Source organism: Winogradskyella algicola (assembly GCF_005869935.1).
Lineage (GTDB): Bacteria > Bacteroidota > Bacteroidia > Flavobacteriales > Flavobacteriaceae > Winogradskyella > Winogradskyella algicola.
Genome location: NZ_SZQF01000004.1, coordinates 164462 through 182258 on the forward strand (window position 1 = coordinate 164462; position 17797 = coordinate 182258).

At 33.5% G+C, this 17797-nt stretch carries 15 protein-coding genes; 1 reads left to right on the forward strand and 14 read right to left on the reverse strand.

The genetic code is table 11. The features are described 5' to 3' along the window. Positions 1–222: 222 nt before the first annotated feature. The 13 genes from FC091_RS08245 to FC091_RS08305 all read right to left on the reverse strand — a co-directional run bounded on the left by FC091_RS08245 (position 223) and on the right by FC091_RS08305 (position 15492). On the reverse strand, positions 223–978 hold the full coding sequence (locus FC091_RS08245; protein ID WP_138433802.1) for a shikimate dehydrogenase family protein: 756 nt from the start codon (positions 976–978) through the stop codon (positions 223–225). Then, the gene (locus tag FC091_RS08250; RefSeq protein WP_138433803.1) at positions 947–1966 is read right to left on the reverse strand and encodes a DUF368 domain-containing protein; all 1020 of its coding nucleotides are present in this window, start codon (positions 1964–1966) and stop codon (positions 947–949) included. The genes FC091_RS08245 and FC091_RS08250 overlap by 32 nt, the downstream gene beginning before the upstream one ends. Further along, positions 1966–2934 (reverse strand): DUF368 domain-containing protein, encoded by a 969-nt coding sequence (locus tag FC091_RS08255; protein ID WP_138433804.1) that lies wholly within the window; start codon positions 2932–2934, stop codon positions 1966–1968. The genes FC091_RS08250 and FC091_RS08255 overlap by 1 nt, the downstream gene beginning before the upstream one ends. Positions 2935–2971: 37 nt before the next feature. Further along, the gene (locus FC091_RS08260; RefSeq protein ID WP_138433805.1) at positions 2972–4378 is read right to left on the reverse strand and encodes a tetratricopeptide repeat protein; all 1407 of its coding nucleotides are present in this window, start codon (positions 4376–4378) and stop codon (positions 2972–2974) included. Between the two features lie 239 nt (positions 4379–4617). Next, a complete protein-coding gene (locus FC091_RS08265) occupies positions 4618–5793 on the reverse strand; it encodes an aspartate aminotransferase family protein (protein WP_138433806.1) in 1176 nt (391 codons plus the stop codon). Beyond that, positions 5794–7662, reverse strand: a complete 1869-nt coding sequence (locus tag FC091_RS08270; RefSeq protein WP_171032492.1) for an OstA-like protein — start codon at positions 7660–7662, stop codon at positions 5794–5796. A gap of 80 nt (positions 7663–7742) precedes the next feature. Continuing rightward, positions 7743–9023: an adenylosuccinate synthase gene (locus tag FC091_RS08275; RefSeq protein ID WP_138433808.1), complete on the reverse strand. Its 1281-nt coding sequence runs from the start codon at positions 9021–9023 to the stop codon at positions 7743–7745. Positions 9024–9036: 13 nt separating this feature from the next. After that, entirely contained in the window at positions 9037–9489 is a 453-nt protein-coding gene (locus FC091_RS08280) for a Fur family transcriptional regulator (RefSeq protein ID WP_138433809.1), read from the reverse strand. A 105-nt stretch (positions 9490–9594) separates the two neighbouring features. Continuing rightward, entirely contained in the window at positions 9595–11805 is a 2211-nt protein-coding gene (locus tag FC091_RS08285; protein WP_138433810.1) for a RelA/SpoT family protein, read from the reverse strand. A 70-nt stretch (positions 11806–11875) separates the two neighbouring features. Beyond that, a complete protein-coding gene (locus tag FC091_RS08290; protein WP_138433811.1) occupies positions 11876–13051 on the reverse strand; it encodes a hypothetical protein in 1176 nt (391 codons plus the stop codon). Next, a complete protein-coding gene (locus FC091_RS08295; RefSeq protein WP_138433812.1) occupies positions 13051–14283 on the reverse strand; it encodes a M48 family metallopeptidase in 1233 nt (410 codons plus the stop codon). Before FC091_RS08295 ends, FC091_RS08290 begins: the two co-directional genes overlap by 1 nt. A gap of 112 nt (positions 14284–14395) precedes the next feature. After that, positions 14396–14671 carry a four helix bundle protein gene (locus tag FC091_RS08300; RefSeq protein ID WP_246035832.1) on the reverse strand — a complete coding sequence of 92 codons (276 nt, stop codon included), beginning with the start codon at positions 14669–14671 and terminating at the stop codon, positions 14396–14398. A 20-nt stretch (positions 14672–14691) separates the two neighbouring features. Then, positions 14692–15492, reverse strand: coding sequence for a TrmH family RNA methyltransferase (locus tag FC091_RS08305; RefSeq protein ID WP_138433813.1), 801 nt, complete (start codon positions 15490–15492; stop codon positions 14692–14694). Between the two features lie 69 nt (positions 15493–15561). On the opposite strand from FC091_RS08305, the gene FC091_RS08310 reads away from it, so the two are divergent. Beyond that, positions 15562–16359, forward strand: coding sequence for a DUF6503 family protein (locus FC091_RS08310; protein WP_138433814.1), 798 nt, complete (start codon positions 15562–15564; stop codon positions 16357–16359). 116 nt (positions 16360–16475) lie between these two features. Here the strand turns inward: FC091_RS08310 and FC091_RS08315 are convergent, their stop codons facing one another. Then, on the reverse strand, positions 16476–17789 hold the full coding sequence (locus FC091_RS08315) for an amidohydrolase family protein (RefSeq protein ID WP_138433815.1): 1314 nt from the start codon (positions 17787–17789) through the stop codon (positions 16476–16478). Positions 17790–17797: the final 8 nt, after the last annotated feature.

The following is a 17797-nucleotide window of genomic DNA, read 5'->3' on the forward strand; positions in this document are numbered from 1 at the left end:
ATTTGTTAAGGGTTAAAGATACTAACAACGTGTTGAATTACAAAGGAAATAAAGGGGTGAAGTTTATTTGTGTAATTGTTTAATCGTTGATGTGTTTATTTATTTAATCGTTGGCTAATAAGAATGTTGAAGGCTTTGAATAAAAGTTTATTCGAATTTAGTTTCACCAATTACCAATTACCAATCACCAATCACCAATCACCAATCACTAATCACTACTCACTACTTATTCCAGATTTCCCAAGATTTTTCAGCTTGTAGTTTTAGCATTTCTAAACCGTTAATAATTGTGGCTCTTTTTAATTTACCACAATTAAGGAATTTGGTTTCTTCAGGGTTATAAATAAGATCGTACAAAATATGCTTGTCTGTTATGCCATCATAAGGAATATTAGGGCATTCATTTATATTTGGAAAAGTACCTATTGGTGTACAGTTTATAATAATTTGAAATGACCTAATGATGTCTTCAGTCAATTCAGAATACGTATAGGTAACTCCTTCTTTTTTGGTGCGTGATACATAATAATATTCAATATCAAGTTTTTTTAAAGCATGTGCAATAGCTTTAGAAGCTCCACCTGTACCCAGAATTAAAGCACGTTTATGATGTTTTTTTAAATGTGGTTTTAATGAATTTTTGAAACCATAGTAATCGGTATTATAGCCAATTAGCTTGCCTTTTTTTAATTTTATAGTGTTAACGGCACCTATTTTTTTGGCACGTTTATTCAATTTGTCTAGTAGCGGAATCACTTCTTCTTTGTAAGGAATGGTAACGTTAAGACCTTTTAAGTTTGACGTGTTTTCAATGATCTCCTTTAGCTCCTCAATGGATTCTAAATCAAAATTCACATAAGTATGTGGTAAACCTTCGTTTGTAAATTTATCTGCAAAATACCCTCTTGAAAATGAATAGGAAATGTTCTTTCCTACCAGTCCGAATTTAAGCTTTAATTTGTCTTGTGCGTTGTCCATACCATTCTAATCCCAAAACAATGAGAATTCCTAAGCCAATATACGCAATTGCAATATAAGTTTCGGTAGTAGCTTCAGGGAAAAAACGCTTGTAATTTGCAATGACTTGTTTACCAGTAGAATCTAAAATATAGCTGCCATCCATATTTGTTTTGTAGATAGTTTCTTTCCAAGGCCAAACCACACCAAGCGATCCAATAATAAAACCGACAATAGTTGCTAGTGTAATATTTTTGAAATGGTGTAAAATGTAGTTTAATACGTGCGAAAAGGTCACCAAACCTGTTACAGAGCCTAAAGTAAAAATACCAAGAACTTTAAGCATTCTAATTCGAGCTTCATTTTTAATAAACTCAAAATTACCAGTAAAAATGTCTGAAAGCGTATCGTAAAGGGCATTAACAGAATCCACTAGAAGAAGGACATAATTTCCGAGCAAAATTAAAATAAATGAGCCCGAAAACCCTGGAAGTGTCATACCAGAGACGCTAATAATGCCACAGAAAAAAACAAACCATAGATTGTCATTTTCTTTTGCAGGATCTAAAAAACTAATGCTTATACCAACAACAGCACCAAGGATTAAAGCGATAATTGTTTTGCTGTTCCAGCCTTTAAAATCTTTACTGATGTAATAGATAGAACCCAAAATCATTCCAAAAAAAGCGCTCCAAACATAGAGTTGGTAATTAACAATAAGATAGTCTAGAATTTTTGAAACGCTAAAGTAGCTAACCACCATTCCTAAGAATAAAAGCCCTAAAAATTTACCATTGATGTATTGATAAAAACTTTTGAAACGACCATTAAAAAGAAGTTTAAATGCAGTCTTATTAACACGCTGAAGTGAGTAAATAAATTCTTCGTAAAAACCAGCAACAAAAGCCACAACTCCACCAGAAACACCAGGAACTTTATTGGCAGCTCCCATTGCCAGCCCTTTTATGACCAAAAAAACGCGATCCTTAAAAGTTCTGGTACTTTGCATTAGACTTTGTTTTTTTGATCTCCTAAACGCTCTAGAATTAAAATGGCTACAAAACCAACGACAATAAAAATAATAGCTAAAAGCATTTGGTTATTACCTTCATAAGCTGAAGGTAAGATACTTTGATCTAATAGTGTCACTACTTCTCCCTCGGAATTAACTCTGGTTTTTAAAACTTTTTTCCATGGCCAAATTTTGTTGAGAGAACCAATCATAAAACCGGTTAAAATAGCAAGCGTAAGATTTTTTTGATGCTTAAACATCCAGTTAAGCGCCTTTGAAAACACTTTCAACCCAACAACTGCACCAATAGCTAGTAATAGAAACTTTAACAAAGCGTCTTTAAATAACTCCATATTACCTGTAACCAATCCATCTCTTAGATTATTTATAGTGTCGATTGCAGTTTGGTAGGCTCCTAAAATTAAAAGTATAAATGCACCTGAAACACCTGGTAATATCATAGCAATGATGGCAATAAATCCACAGAATAATAAATAAAAAGGACTATCTGGTGATGCAAATGGTTCTGCTAATGTAATGTAATAGGAGAGGGCAGAAGTTGCTATTATGGCTATAATTATTTTTGGAGACCAACCTTTTATTTGCTTAGCGATATAGAGTATACTTGCTAAGACTAGTCCAAAAAAGAACGACCATAATAATACAGGCTCATTGTGTAAAAGCCATTTTATAAGTTTTGCTAAAGATAAAATACTAATAGCAATTCCAGAAAATAAAGCCAAAAGGAATGAGCCATTAATAGATTTCCAGGCAGCTTTAAAACCTTGTTGTTTCCATACTTTAAAAACACCAAGATTTACTTTGTCGATGCTTTCAATAAGTTCTTCGTAAATACCAGAAATAAAGGCTATAGTGCCACCAGAAACACCTGGTACAACATCAGCAGCTCCCATGGCTACACCTTTAAAAGCGATAATAAGATAGTCTAAAAAACGTCGTTGCATTTCCTTTTTTATAAGAAGTGCTAAGGTATGGATTTTTTTAGTCTGAAGTCTTCTTTGCTTCTGAAATTATAGCCTTAATCATTGGCCTATCGTTAAGCATAGGAAAGAGTTCTGAAACAATGAAACTATAATCTATATTTAGCCTTAGAGCATTTTTTAAGTGAAAACGTCCTTCTTGAGTTTGATGTGTTGTAAAGTATAAACCACCAAGTCTGTACTCAATTTCGGGGTTTTCAGGATAAAATTCTGCCGCCTGGATAAGATTATAAATAGAGGCATCATATTCTCCTAAAGCAATTAGAATATCTGAGCGATCTAACCACGTATCTAGTTCATAGTTGCCAAGTTCTAGTGTGCGTTTATAGCCTATTTCGGCTTCTTCCAAGAAATTTAGTCGCTTATTGATAGTGGCGTAAAGTTTCCAGTATAATACATTTTCACCATCAATATTTACAGCTTTTTTAATAAACTTCAACGCTTTATTGTAGTCTAAGCGCTTCATGTAAAACTTAGTAATAGCAATCCAGCCTTTGTCTAACAAGGCATCATCTTCAATAGTTTTATTAAAAAACTGTACAGCTAAATCATCTTGGCCAAGTTTTTCATAACAATGCCCAATTCTTAGTAAAGCGAATGATGTAGGTTCATCAAGAGCTAAAGTAACTTTGTAGTTTTCTATAGCTTCTTCATATTGTTTTAGTTTTTCTAAAACTTTACCTTTTTCAATATAAGCACCAACAAAAGTATCATCAGAGATGATTGCAAAATCGAAAGCTGCATTCGCTTTTGCATAATCTTTTATGGTAAAATACTGACGTCCTAACTGATGCCAAGCCACTTCACAATAAGGATTAGAATCTAAAAAGTTATTAAGGTAGCTTATAGCTTCTTCATTCTGGTCTAAAAAATCATAACAATAAACAATATTATGCAATGCAGAATAATCAGACGTATCACTTTCTAAACACTTTTTGAAGTAAATCACAGCATTTTCAAACTGATCTAGGAACAAATATTCCATACCAATTAGGGCATACAAATCAGAATCGTCCTCTGGTGTTGAAGATATATCTATAGCAATTAAAAGTGTGTTAATCGCTTTTTCATGCTCGTCTTGTTTAGAAAGCACATTGGCTTTTTGAATGTAAATTTCTTCGTTATTAGGCTCTATCTCATGAAGCATGTCTAAAATCTCATCTGCTTCATTGAATTTATTTTCAATCACTAAAATCTCTACTTGAAATAGTCTAAGGTTAATAGACGTTGGATGCTGTTCTAATCCAAGTTTAATAGCACGTTTTGCTAAAGCAATTTTTCCGTTTTCGAGATAATAATGAATGATGTTTTCAAATTCATTTGAATCGAAAAACAAAATATCATTTGTTTTTAGCATGGATTCAAATCTTGTAAGCGGATAGTTTTCGTCTTCGTGACTATAATTCATAAGCGGTTTTAAGATTCACTCTATAATCGAGATTTGAGAACACTTAGTTTGTATTTTATTTCTAAGGTTTTTCCTTAACCTAATAAGTGTACTAGACTCGAAAATTGTTTGCTAATCTAAATTACAGTTATCATCAAATGTTAGAGGTCAATTGTATTTTTGTTTTTAACAAATTAATTAACATTGATTTAAACTTTTTTATTGATTGTAAATCAATAAATTAAAATGAAAAGTAAGGATTAGATATTGTCTAATATTGAAGTTATTATTTTACAACCTTTAATAATTTCTTCATTAGAAATGGTAAGTGGCGGCGTAATTCTTATGGCTTTTGGTTCAAAAAGTAACCAAAATAAAATCAATCCTTCCTCTTTAGCTTTAAGGATAACGTCGTTAGTTATTTCAGGATTATCTACCATTGCAGCTAACATTAATCCTTTTCCTCTAATTTCTTTGATGTGTTTGTGATTAAGGTGTTGTCTAATTAATTTTTCTTTTTTGAGCGTATCTTCAATAAGTGTAGACTCTGTTATTTCTTTTAAAGTGGCTAAAGCTGCTGCTGCAATCACAGGATTACCTCCAAAAGTAGTTATGTGTCCTAGTTTTGGATTATCACTTAGTGTTTGCATCATAGCTCTAGATGCAGTAAAGGCACCAATAGGCAGACCTCCACCAAGACCTTTACCGGTAGCAACTATGTCTGGTTGGCAATTATAATTTTCAAAGCCAAATAGTTTACCGGTTCTTCCAATTCCTGGTTGAATTTCATCTAATATAAAAACAGTACCAACTTCGTTACAACGTTGTTGTACTTTTTGAAGATAATTGTTTTCAGGTTCAATAAAACCAGCACCACCTTGTATGGTTTCTAAAATGACGGCAGCTGTTTTATTGGTGATTTTATGTAGACACCAATCGCAATTAAAAGCAATATGGTTAACATCTGGAATCAACGGCAGAAAAGGTGCTTTACGTTCTTCATAATCCATAAGGCTTAAGGAACCCATGGTATTGCCATGATACGAGTTTTTAGCAGCAATAATTTCTGTTCTGCCTGTGAAGCGTCTGGCCAATTTTAAGCTACCTTCTATAGCTTCAGTCCCAGAGTTTACAAGATATGTGGTTTCTAAAGGTGCGGGAAGATGCTTCGCTATAAGTTTAGTAAGTTCTATTGCTGGTTCTTGAATATACTCTCCATAAACCATTACATGTAAGTACTGGTCTAGTTGCTTTTTTACAGCATTCACTACTTTAGGGTGCGAATGCCCTAAGGAACAAGCCGAAACACCAGCTACAAAATCTAAATAAGATTTTCCGTTTTTATCAAAAATATACGAACCTTTGGCATGGCTAATTTCCATAGCTAAAGGATGAGGTGTGGTTTGCGCTTGATATTTAAAAAAATCGTTTAGCAATTATAGTCCTCCTTTTGCTTTCAGTTTTTTCTTTTTTTCAGAAACCTCAGCAGGTTTATTTTTTGGTGTCCAATCCACTTTTGGTGGAGTTGTAATTTGTTCTTTTTTAGATTTGCTTTCTTTTGAATCGGTTTCCTTTTCTTCCTTTTTTGGAAGATTTTGTGCAGCCTTATTAGGTTTGTTTGGTGTAGCTTTACCAGCCTCTTCAACACGTTCCGCTAAGCTATCGTCCACAAAATCTTCAGGTGGAACATAATCCTCTAATCCAGAAATTTTAGGTAAAACTAAAGGTGGGTCGTCTTTAAACAAATCCTCAACAGATCCTGGGCGTTCTTCACCACGCCAATCAAAACCTCTTAAACGTCTTGCGTTTCTTGGAAAATCAGGTTCTGGAAAAATATTGCCATCAATTTGATTGATAAATCTCACTTCCTCTATGGCTTGTTCTACAATTTGAATATTAATACTACCAGATTTTGATTTTTGAATACCAATTAGCTCGTTGGTTTCATTTCGCATGTACCGAATGGTTTCAGCATTCTTTATGATATCTACATTGTATAGCTCATTATCTCTAAACAAACCAATGAGTCGCTGACCTTTTATTTGATTATAACCATCTTCGCTAATAGTATCTTTGCTTACCAAAAATGCGTTATTGAATACTTTTAGAGAGTCTAGTTTTTCAGTTTCAGTATTAGAGATTAGATGAATAGTATCACCTGTCATTTGATTGCCAATATTCCATAGCACAGGTTTTCGAGCTGTAGCAAAAGCATCTGTAGAACTATATCTACTAAGGTTTATGAGTTCTGTTAGCCCAGTTTTGTGGTCTACATGTATAGAATCTGCCTTTCCTGCCAAATCACTTTTATACAGTCTGGCATTGTAATATGCTCTTGTTATGCGATGGTCTTCTTTACCAGTTACCATCAACGTGTCTGCGTGTAAATACACCGAATCTTTTTCTTGTACAGTAATTGCTAAAGCACGTTTGGTAATAAAAACCGAATCTTTATCGCGCCAAACTTCAGCATAATGGCCTTTTACTATGCTATTATTTATGGTGTCTGTAACGGTAATGTTATTAGTAGCAGAAGCAAAACTACGATCACGGTCAAAGTAGATGCTATCTCCTTCTATGGTGCGATTGTCATAATCTATTTTTGCATTACGTTGAAAATAACCCGTATTGTCATTTGTATCATAAAAACCACGCTCTGTATAAATGTTACTTTCTTCACCAACAATTGTTGAAGGGCCAAACAAATACGCATGTCCATTATCAGGAAAAAAATCGAGGCGCTCTGTGTTTAAAGTATAATCAGGATTTACAAGCACCACATCTTTTGTAAACTGATACTTTTTGGCATTCATATAATAACGACCTATCTGGCTTGTAATAGTACCAGAGGAATCTCTTACAACTTTACCACTTGTATTGTAATATGCTAATTGCCGAGTTCTGTCGAAATATAGCTTATCGGTTGTTAAAACTGAATTTGGTTCGGTTAATACGACATCACCTTTTGCAACAGCAATCTCTGTTTTACCGCTATAATCTATGTATTTAGCGACCATGTTGATAGAATCGCCTTGTTTCATGTTAACGTTGCTGTACGCTTCTATGTAGTCCTGGTCTTCAAAATATACAGCTTTATCACACCACATGTTTACTCCTTTATGAATAAAATGTACTTGCTGAGATTCATCACGTAGAAACACTAAAGCGCCATCTTCAATCTCAGAATCAGACGTTGCAATACCAGCATACTCTATGGTGATTTTTTGTTTTTCTTGTGCAAAACTTAACCCAGAAATACAAAGAGTGATAATAAAAATTAGATTCTTTAAACTATTCAAAGCCATATGGTTTTTAAAAAATAACACTAATAAATTAGCTTTAGTATGGGTTAACAGTTTTTTTAACAGAATCTAAAAATTCAAAATTATACCGTTTTCCTAACAATCGTCTGCTTACGATCAGGGCCAACAGATACTATCGTAATAGGAATGTTAAGCTCTTTTTCTAAAAATGCAACATATGCATTAAAAGCGTCTGGTAATTGAGATGCTTCTGTCATACCAGTTAAATCTTCAGACCAGCCTTTAACTTCTGTATATATTGGTGAAACGTTTTCTTCTTCAATGTTGTACGGTAAATGCGTAATGGTTTCACCTTTATAATTGTAAGCTGTACAGACTTTTAATTTGTCAAATCCAGAAAGTACGTCACCTTTCATCATAATTAATTGTGTAACTCCATTAACTTGGCAAGCATAACGTAAAGCCACCAAATCTAACCAACCACAACGTCTAGGACGACCAGTAGTTGCGCCAAACTCATGACCAACGCGACCCATGGTTTCTCCATCTTCATCAAACAATTCCGTTGGAAAAGGACCTGAGCCAACACGTGTTGTATATGCTTTAAAAATACCAAAGACTTCACCTATTTGGCTTGGAGCAACACCTAAACCTGTACAAGCACCAGCCGCAGTTGTATTAGATGATGTTACAAATGGATATGTGCCAAAATCTATATCTAAAAGCGACCCTTGAGCACCTTCAGCCAAAATAGTTTTACCAGATTGTTGTGCTTGGTGTACATACTCTTCAGAATCTATAAACTTTAATGTTTTAAGCGTTTCTATGGCTTCGAAGAAATCTGTTTCAAGCTCTTTTAGATCATATTGAATATCTACATCGTAGAAAGCAATCATAGCTTCATGCTTATCTGCTAAAGCTCTGTATTTATCTTTCCAGTTGGCTAATTCTATATCACCAACTCTAATACCATTTCTACCGGTTTTGTCCATGTAAGTTGGACCAATACCTTTGAGTGTAGAACCTATTTTTGCTTTTCCTTTTGAAGCTTCGCTCGCAGCATCCAGTAAGCGATGCGTAGGTAAAATGATATGTGCCTTACGCGAGATGCAGAGGGATTTTTTATAATCAACATTTTGTTCGTCTAATTTGTCTAATTCCTTTTTAAAAATCACAGGATCTATAACTACACCATTACCAACAAGGTTTACAGTGTTGTCATGAAAAATACCAGAAGGTATAGTGTGTAATACGTGCTTTCTGCCATTAAAAACTAAGGTGTGACCAGCGTTTGGTCCACCTTGAAAGCGTGCAATAATATCGTATTTAGAGGTAAATACATCGACAATTTTTCCTTTGCCTTCATCTCCCCATTGTAATCCAAGTAGTAAGTCTACTGCCATTTTAAAAAATTAGTTAGTCGTCTTTTTTACGGTTGCCGTAAAAATATAGTGAGTGATTAGTTATTTCGATATCAAAAACCTCTTCGATGGTTTTTTTAATAGATTGAATACGAGGATCGCAGAATTCTATAACTTCACCTGTATCAGTTAGAATTACATGGTCATGCTGCTTATCAAAATAAGATTTTTCATAATGCGCTTGGTTTTGACCAAATTGATGTTTTCTAACAAGGTTGCATTCTAAAAGTAATTCTATGGTGTTGTAAAGCGTTGCTCTACTCACACGATAGTTTTTATTCTTCATTTTGATGTATAAAGATTCTATATCAAAATGTTCCTCACTATCGTAGATTTCCTGAAGTATAGCATAACGTTCAGGTGTTTTTCTATGACCTTTATCTTCAAGGAATTGTGTAAAAACACGTTTTACAATTTCCTGATTACTTTCTTCTGTTGTTGCATTCATAATTAAGGTGCAAATTTACGTAAAAATATAGGATAAGAATGATTTAATTTATGATTAAAGTTGAAAGAAATGAACAAGTTTTCAATACTTTTTAATCCATTAAAATTAAACCCTTACTACTTTATCAATACCATTGATTTTTTTAAGCTTATCAATAAGGTTTTTAAGCATGGTTTGGTTTTTTACCTCAACGGTTATATCTCCATTGAAAATCCCATCATCACTAGAAAAACTTATACTTTTCATGTTTACATGAAGGTTTTCAGAAATAAGTTTTGTGATATCGTTTACCAAACCAAGATTGTCTATACCAGATAACTTAATATGCGACGTATAGGTTTGCTGAGAGGAATCTATCCACTTGGCAGACATAATTCGGTAAGCATAGTTAGACTGTAAACTCACTGCATTTGGGCAGTTCTTTTTATGAACTTTAATACCATCATTAATAGTCACAAAACCGAACACTTTATCACCAGGAATAGGGTTACAACAATTAGCAAGTGTATAATTGAGACGCTCTTCTTCCTTACCAAAAACGAGCATGTCATACTTAGAGGTAATCTCTTCTTTATCTATATCTTTATTAGGTACGTCTGGCTTACGGATTTTACTCTTTATATAACTCATAAAGGCGTTGCTCCGTGATGAAGCAAAAGCTTTGAGTTTGGTATTATCTATTGTACCAATACCAACACGATAAAATAAATCTAAAGAGGTTTTTAGCTTAAAGTAGTTCACCAACTCATTCACGCTTTTTTCATTGAGTGTAATTTTGAGCTGCTTTAACTTACGTCTAAGAATTTCCTTGCCTTCTTCCGCAATTTCTTTGGTGTGTGCGTTTAATGCCGATTTAATTTTACTGCGTGCTCTGGCAGTGGTTGCGTAATCTAACCAGTTAGCGTTTGGTTTGGCATTGTCTGAGGTTAATATTTCTACACGGTCTCCGCTTTGTAGCTCATGGCTAAGCGGTACCAACTTACCGTTGACTTTAGCACCACGAGTTTTCATGCCAACTTCTGTATGTATGCTAAATGCAAAGTCTAGAGGAGTAGCACCTTTAGGTAACGATTTTAAGTCACCTTTGGGTGAAAACACAAAGATTTCCTTTGAATATAAATTGAGTTTAAACTGCTCTACGAAATCAACAGCATTAGCTTCGTTATTTTCTAAAGCTTCTTGAAGTCTGTTGATCCATAGATCTAAATTATCCTCTTTGTCGTTGGCATTTTTGTATTTGTAATGTGCAGCATAGCCTTTTTCGGCAATCTCGTTCATGCGTTCGCTACGAATTTGTACTTCTACCCAACGGCTTTTAGGTCCTACAACAGTAATATGAAGCGCTTCGTAACCTGTAGATTTTGGAGACGAAATCCAATCACGCAAACGAATTGGGTTTGGTGTAAAGTGGTCTGTTACGATAGAATAAATTTTCCATGCCAGAAACTTTTCGTTTTCAAAGTCTGATTTGTAGATAATTCTAACAGCAAACTTGTCGTACACTTCGTCAAATGAAACACCTTGTTTTACCATTTTTCGGCGTATGCTAAAAATGGATTTTGGTCGTCCTTTAATTTCGTAATTAAGCCCTTCTTTATTTAACGATTTTTCAATGACTTTAGAGAAGGCTTTAATATAAGCATCTTGTTCTTCCTTGCTTTCTTGCATTTTCTCTAAAATGTCATTGTAAACTTCAGGCTCTGTGTATTTTAAACCTAAATCTTCAAGTTCTGTCTTAATATTATAAAGCCCGATTCTATGTGCTAATGGAGCATAAATGTATAAAGTTTCTGATGCTATTTTTACTTGCTTGTCCGCACGCATAGAATCCATAGTTTGCATGTTGTGCAAACGGTCTGCTATTTTTATGATGATAACACGTACATCTTCATTAAGTGTTAACAGCATCTTACGGAAGTTCTCAGCTTGTAGCGACACATCCATTTCCCTATTAAGAACCGATATTTTGGTGAGACCGTCCACAATACGCGCAACAGTTTCACCAAAAAGGCGCTCCATGTCTGCAATGGTATAATTAGGATTGTCTTCAACAACATCATGAAGTAATGCAGCAGCAATAGAAGTGGCGTCTAAACCGATCTCTTGAGCCACAATTTTTGCCACGGCAATCGGGTGAAAAATGTAAGCCTCACCAGATTTGCGTCGTTGGTCTTTGTGCGCATCTAAGGCTACCTCAAAAGCATGGCGAATTAATTTTTTATCGTCTTTGCTTAAGGTTTGGTAGCTTACTCTTAGTAACTCTTTGTAAGCTTGTGCAATGGCTGCATTTTCTTGTTCGATGTCTACTTCCGTCATAACAACTAAAGTAAACAAAGTCTATGAGATAGGCAATGGGATTTTTGAAGGAAATTTTTGTTGGTTTTGTTTATATTGAAAAAGCAGTGTAAATTTTATTTAGCGTGTTTTGACTCATTTTATTTAAACAATTCTTATTTATAATAAACTGAAAATCCTCACAGTAATTATTGCATGTTTTTTTTCTTCCATATATATGTTTTTTGTAGCTATTAATAACAGTTTCAGTTCTTCTTCCTATCCGACTATAAATATAGATACCCAATACATTATAAAATTCTGACTGATTTAATTTCTTTTCAATTTTTTGTATTGAAGTTTTAGAATTATCAACATAAAAGAACAAAGAATCTATGGCAATACAAATTATGCCATAATTTTTACTTGGTATTTGTTTTGCTTTATCAACTAATTTATTATTGATGATCCTATCAATTTCATTAAAATCAATCGCTATTGGTTGTATATCAAACAAAGGATAATTTCTTTCTGTTGACCACTCTCTAAGTGTATCTTCTTTAGATATGTGTGAAATAGCAATATCTACCTCTTTATTTGAGTAGTATTCAATTAACTCATTTCTAGAAACTTTTTCTTTTATAGATTTTAAATCTTCTATTATTTCATTTAATCGTTTTTCATTAAATGGATTTAAGATTTTTCCTGAAAAATATGTCTTTATAGGCGCTTTAGAAAGCTCTCTGAATATACTGTGGTAGTTCTTAGAATGGGATAATCTTAATTGGCTATTGTTTAGTTTTGTTATTTCTATATAGAACTTTTGATGATTTTCAATATCAATTACTCTAATATCTGGATTCTTTTTGCCATTTTTATTATAAGGTTCAAAAAGAAAATCAAAGTTATTTGGTATAAATTTACTAGCTATTTCAATGAAAGGTAGACCTTCAGTTTCAAAACTATTTACACCTAAAACTTTATTTTTAAGTTCACCATAGTTACAATCTTTATCTTTGAAATGCTTTAAAGTTTTAGAGAACCAAATTATCCATAAGAATGATTCTTTTATTCGATTCGCCAAATAGTTTTTGAAAGGATGGATTTTCTTAGTTTCGTGTCTTAAGAAACTTTTACCTAATTCATGTTTTAAAAAATTAAAAGCATTATACAATTCGATTTTAAAGTCTTCATCATATTCATCAGTTCTGATAGAGAATTCAATGTGCTTATTCCAATTTTGGTAATCATCAGGCGTTTTAAATATTTCAAATTGTATTTTTGACATCATTTTCTCAAATTCCTAACTCTTTGTAACAACGTCGGATGCGAATAATGCGCAAACACATACGCTTTGTGAGGTGTGAGGTTGCTCAAACTGTTTTTTGACAGTTTTTTTAATGATGTAATTAATGGCTCAGCCTTGTATGTGTTTTTGGCATAATCATCAGCTTGGTATTCAAAAACTCTTGAGACGTAATTCATTATTAAACCTGTAAGTTCTGAAATAGGTGAGTAAAGCAACCCAAAAGCAATTAGTCCGACATGAAAACTAGGTGTTTCGACTCCTATCGCATTAGACAATAATGGATTTGAAATAAAAACCGATAAAATAAAGAGTGTTAATCCCGTTAATGCTATAGAAGTAACCAGATTAAAAATAATGTGCTTGCATTTGTAATGCCCAACTTCATGCGCTAAAACCGCAACGATTTCTTCATCCTCTAAATCATTAACCAAAGTATCGTAAAGCGTAACGCGTTTTTCGCTTCCAAAACCTGAGAAATAGGCATTCGCTTTAGTGCTACGTTTAGAACCGTCAATGATGAAAATTTTATTAAGGTTAAAGCCTACAGAAGCTGCATAATCCGAAATCTTATTGCGTAATTCCCCTTCTTCTAAAGGTGTTTGTTTGTTGAACATGGGCACGATTAATCGTGAGTAAAACATATTCATAAATACAGTAAATACCGTTACAATTCCCCAAGCATATAACCAAAACTGACTTCCAGTAATCTGATAAAACCAAATAATTAAAGCTATAATAACACCACCTAATATGGCCATCATGAGCAAACCTTTTAGCTTATCTAGAATAAAAGTCTTTTTTGAGGTTTTGTTAAAGCCAAATTTTTCTTCAATCACAAAGGTTTTATAGTATGCAAATGGTGTGGTAATAATATCACTGGCAATCATAATAATACCGAAGAAAATTAAACCAATAATTATTGGATTGTCAGAATAACTCCTTGCTATATTATCTACATATTCAAAACCATCCAAAAACAGAAAACCTAAAGTCAATACAAGTGAAAATAAGGAAGACCAAATGCCAAATCTGTAATTAGTGGCTTTGTAGGCTTGCGATTTTTTGTACTCGTCTTCATCGTAAACATCATTTAATTCTATTGGAATAGCGTCATTAAAATGTTTGGCATTTAATGCGTCTAGAATTTTATCCTTTATAAAATTGATAAGGATAATGGCTATGATGATGTAGAAAAGGGTTTGTGCTGTCATATTACTCAATTAGTGATTAATAATGAATAATTAATAATTTGGCTATTCTTTTGAAGATTGAATAATCTTAAATAATATTTTAAGAATGCTTGAGAGTTCATTTTCGAGAGAATTAAACTACATCAGTAGTTATATAGTTTGTGTCTCTAAGTATTCTTAGCCAATAATGTGTTTCTCTTGCTTCTTTGTATGAAATAGACATTTTTGCTCTAAAGTCTTTTTTAGATATTCCTCCAATAGCTTCTTCAACATTGGCACCAATTGAAGTTCCAGATTTTAAGATTTGTCTTGATAAAACATATTCGTTTTTTGATACAAGAGCCTTGCTGAGATTTACGATTGATATGGCAAAATTATAGGTCTTCGTAGCGATTATGTTCTCTTTCATTATTCATTGCAAATTATTCATTACTCATTAATTCGCCTTTGGCGAACTGCTTCAAAAATAAGAATTCCTGCGGCAACAGATACATTCATAGAATCGATAACACCTTGCATTGGTATACTAATGTTTTGTGTTGCGGCATCTCGCCATTCTTGGGTTAGTCCTGTGGCTTCTGTACCAACCACAATAGCTGTTGGTAATGTGTAATTTTGTGTATGATAAGGCTTTGATTCTTGTAGAATAGCAGAAAAAATATTGAAATTATAATGCTTTAAAAAATCTATAGCTTCGGTAGTGCTTGTCATGGCAATTTGGGTTGTAAAAACACAGCCAACACTAGAGCGAATTATGTTAGGATTGTACAAGTCTGACTTTGGATTGGCAATAATCACAGCGTCTACATTAGCAGCATCAGCGGTTCTTAACAATGCGCCAACATTGCCTGGTTTTTCTGGTGCTTCAGCAACTAAAATCAGAGGGTTTTTATTGGTTAGTTTTAAGTCATCAAGCAAATGTGTTTTGCTATTTACTACTGCAATAACACCTTCTGTTGTGTCTCGATGTGCCAATTTTTGAAAAACTTCTTTCGAAATTTCAATGATTTCAATACCATAACGACTCATTGATTCGGCTTCACTTTCTGAAAATAAATCAGGAAAAAATAAAAGTGTTTCAATCTTATAACCGCCTTTAATAGCAAGTGATAGTTCTCGTTTACCTTCAATTAAAAACTGACCTGTTTTTTTTCGTTGTCTAGACTTGTCTTTTAATTGAACCAAGTCTTTAATTAATGGGTTTTGTGTGCTTGAAATTTGTTTAATCATAATAAAAACAAAGGTACTGTAATTTTAGTGTTATTTTTTCGTCAAAGCTTGAAACAAATAAATCTAACCATGAAAAAAACAATTTACCTTTTACTTTTAACTGTCTTATTTTTAGCTTGTAAAAACGAAAAACAAACAGAATCTACAGTTGTCAATGAAGTGTCAAAAGAAGATATTACCACTAGTATTTATCCAGAATCAATTACCAAAGTGTTTAATGCCCATGGTGGAATAGATACTTGGAATACCATGAAGTCGCTTTCCTTTACAATGGAAAAACCAAACGGAAAAGAAGTGACCACCTTAAATTTAAAAACCAGAGCTGAAGTTATTGAAACACCAGATTATAAACTGGGTTACGATGGTACAACGCAATGGGTTTTAGAAAAAGATAATAAACCGTACAAGGGCAATGCTAAGTTTTACAAAGGTCTAATGTTTTATTTTTACGCCATGCCTTTTGTTTTAGGTGACGATGGCATCATGTATGAAGACATTGAACCTTTAACTTTTGAGGGCAAAACCTATCCAGGAATTTTAATTTCTTACGAATCTGGAGTTGGTGAGTCTCCAGACGACCAATACAAAATTTACTACGATGAAGCTACAGGAGAAATGGCATGGTTAGGATATACAGTAACTTTTGGTAAGGATGAAAAGAGTAAAGATTTTCACTTTATTCGCTACAACAATTGGCAAACCATTAATGGTTTAAAATTGCCTAAGTCAGTAGATTGGTATAAGTATGAAAACAGTCTGCCAACAGAAAAAAGAAATACAGTAGAATTTATTGATGTTTTGCTATCTGAAGAAGCACCAGATAGCACAATGTTTAAAATGCCAGAAGGAGCAACTGTCGTAAAATGATAAAAATTTGTCAATCTGAACTTGTTTCAGATTCTCATTTTTGTTCTTGATTCTGAAACCATTTCAGAATGACAGCAAATAAAAAAAGCGAGCTATTGAGCTCGCTTTTTATGTTTTTAGTTTTCCTGATTCTTATACTTTTCAGAATAACGCTTCCAAAGCTTTGTTTGATGCGTTTCTAAACTAACGTTTCTACCATCAATAAAGGCATGAGTCAATTTGTTAGTTCTCATATCTAATGCATCTCCTTCGCTAATAAATAGTGTTGCGCTTTTGCCAACTTCTAAACTACCATACATATCGTCTATACCCATAATTTTTGCAGGATTCAATGTTATTAATTGAAGCGCTTGCTCTTTCGTTAATTCGTGAGCTACTGTAGTGCCTGCATAAAACGGTAAATTTCTAGAGTTCATACGTTCCATTTGTCCGCTAGTTTCTAGAGAGACCAATACACCTGCATCCACTAATGCTTTAGCTTGTTTAAAGGTGTAATCATAATCATGGTCTTCTAATTCTGGTAATGAATGTACACGTTGCAACATCACAGATACATTATTTTGTTTTAACAGATTGGCAACATCGCTAGCTTGGTAGCCACCAACAATAGTTAGCTTTTCTATACCTTGATTTTTTGCAAAGTTTACAGCGTCCGTAATACTTTTAGCATCATCTGCATTAATATATAAATGTTTAGAACCATCAAACAGACCAGACATCGCCTCGTATGGCAAGTGTTTGTCTTTTTTACTGCCTGTATTGTAAGCTTTAGCTTCAGCAAAATAGTCTGATAATTCTTTTACCTGAGTACTATAGTTTTTGTTTGGTTTTAATCCAGGATCTTCACCTAGCCACCAACGACCACGACTAAAACTACTAGGCCAATTAATGTGTATACCATCGTCAGTCTTAATAGATGCATCTTCCCAGTTCCAAGCATCATATTGTACAATAGATGATGTTCCTGTAATACGTCCTCCACGAGGTACTACTTGTCCAAGTAAAACGCCATTAGGTCGCATGGATTCAACAACTTTAGACTCTGCGTTATAAGCAATAATACTACGAACATTAGGGTTAAAAGTACCCATTTCCGAAAGATCGTTAGAGGCTTTTACGGCATCAACTTCAACCAAACCTAAGGTTCCGTTAGAAACTATAAATCCAGGATATACGTGTTTGCCTTTGGCGTCAATGATATCCATAGCTTGTCTTGTAAGTGGAGTAGAAGCTTCAGGACCAATTGTTGTTATTTTACCATTGCTCACTACAATGATACTGTTTTCAATAACATCTCCGTTGCCAATATGAGCTGTTGCACCAACAATAGCAAAATCCTTGGTTTGCTTTGGTGCAGGTGTTTGCTGTGCAAAATTGAAAGTAACATACAGCATTAAAAGAATAATATTTATAGATTTTAATGTTTTCATTTTAATAA

What these genes read in the sequence shown, in the direction of transcription:
- FC091_RS08310 (WP_138433814.1), top strand. Translation starts at nt 15,562, where the DNA reads ATGAAAAAAACAATTTACCTTTTACTTTTAACTGTCTTATTTTTAGCT.
- FC091_RS08275 (WP_138433808.1), bottom strand. Translation starts at nt 9,023, where the DNA reads ATGGCAGTAGACTTACTACTTGGATTACAATGGGGAGATGAAGGCAAA.
- FC091_RS08300 (WP_246035832.1), bottom strand. Translation starts at nt 14,671, where the DNA reads ATGAAAGAGAACATAATCGCTACGAAGACCTATAATTTTGCCATATCA.
- FC091_RS08260 (WP_138433805.1), bottom strand. Translation starts at nt 4,378, where the DNA reads ATGAATTATAGTCACGAAGACGAAAACTATCCGCTTACAAGATTTGAA.
- FC091_RS08285 (WP_138433810.1), bottom strand. Translation starts at nt 11,805, where the DNA reads ATGACGGAAGTAGACATCGAACAAGAAAATGCAGCCATTGCACAAGCT.
- FC091_RS08295 (WP_138433812.1), bottom strand. Translation starts at nt 14,283, where the DNA reads ATGACAGCACAAACCCTTTTCTACATCATCATAGCCATTATCCTTATC.
- FC091_RS08290 (WP_138433811.1), bottom strand. Translation starts at nt 13,051, where the DNA reads ATGTCAAAAATACAATTTGAAATATTTAAAACGCCTGATGATTACCAA.
- FC091_RS08245 (WP_138433802.1), bottom strand. Translation starts at nt 978, where the DNA reads ATGGACAACGCACAAGACAAATTAAAGCTTAAATTCGGACTGGTAGGA.
- FC091_RS08250 (WP_138433803.1), bottom strand. Translation starts at nt 1,966, where the DNA reads ATGCAAAGTACCAGAACTTTTAAGGATCGCGTTTTTTTGGTCATAAAA.
- FC091_RS08305 (WP_138433813.1), bottom strand. Translation starts at nt 15,492, where the DNA reads ATGATTAAACAAATTTCAAGCACACAAAACCCATTAATTAAAGACTTG.
- FC091_RS08270 (WP_171032492.1), bottom strand. Translation starts at nt 7,662, where the DNA reads ATGGCTTTGAATAGTTTAAAGAATCTAATTTTTATTATCACTCTTTGT.
- FC091_RS08280 (WP_138433809.1), bottom strand. Translation starts at nt 9,489, where the DNA reads ATGAATGCAACAACAGAAGAAAGTAATCAGGAAATTGTAAAACGTGTT.
- FC091_RS08315 (WP_138433815.1), bottom strand. Translation starts at nt 17,789, where the DNA reads ATGAAAACATTAAAATCTATAAATATTATTCTTTTAATGCTGTATGTT.
- FC091_RS08255 (WP_138433804.1), bottom strand. Translation starts at nt 2,934, where the DNA reads ATGCAACGACGTTTTTTAGACTATCTTATTATCGCTTTTAAAGGTGTA.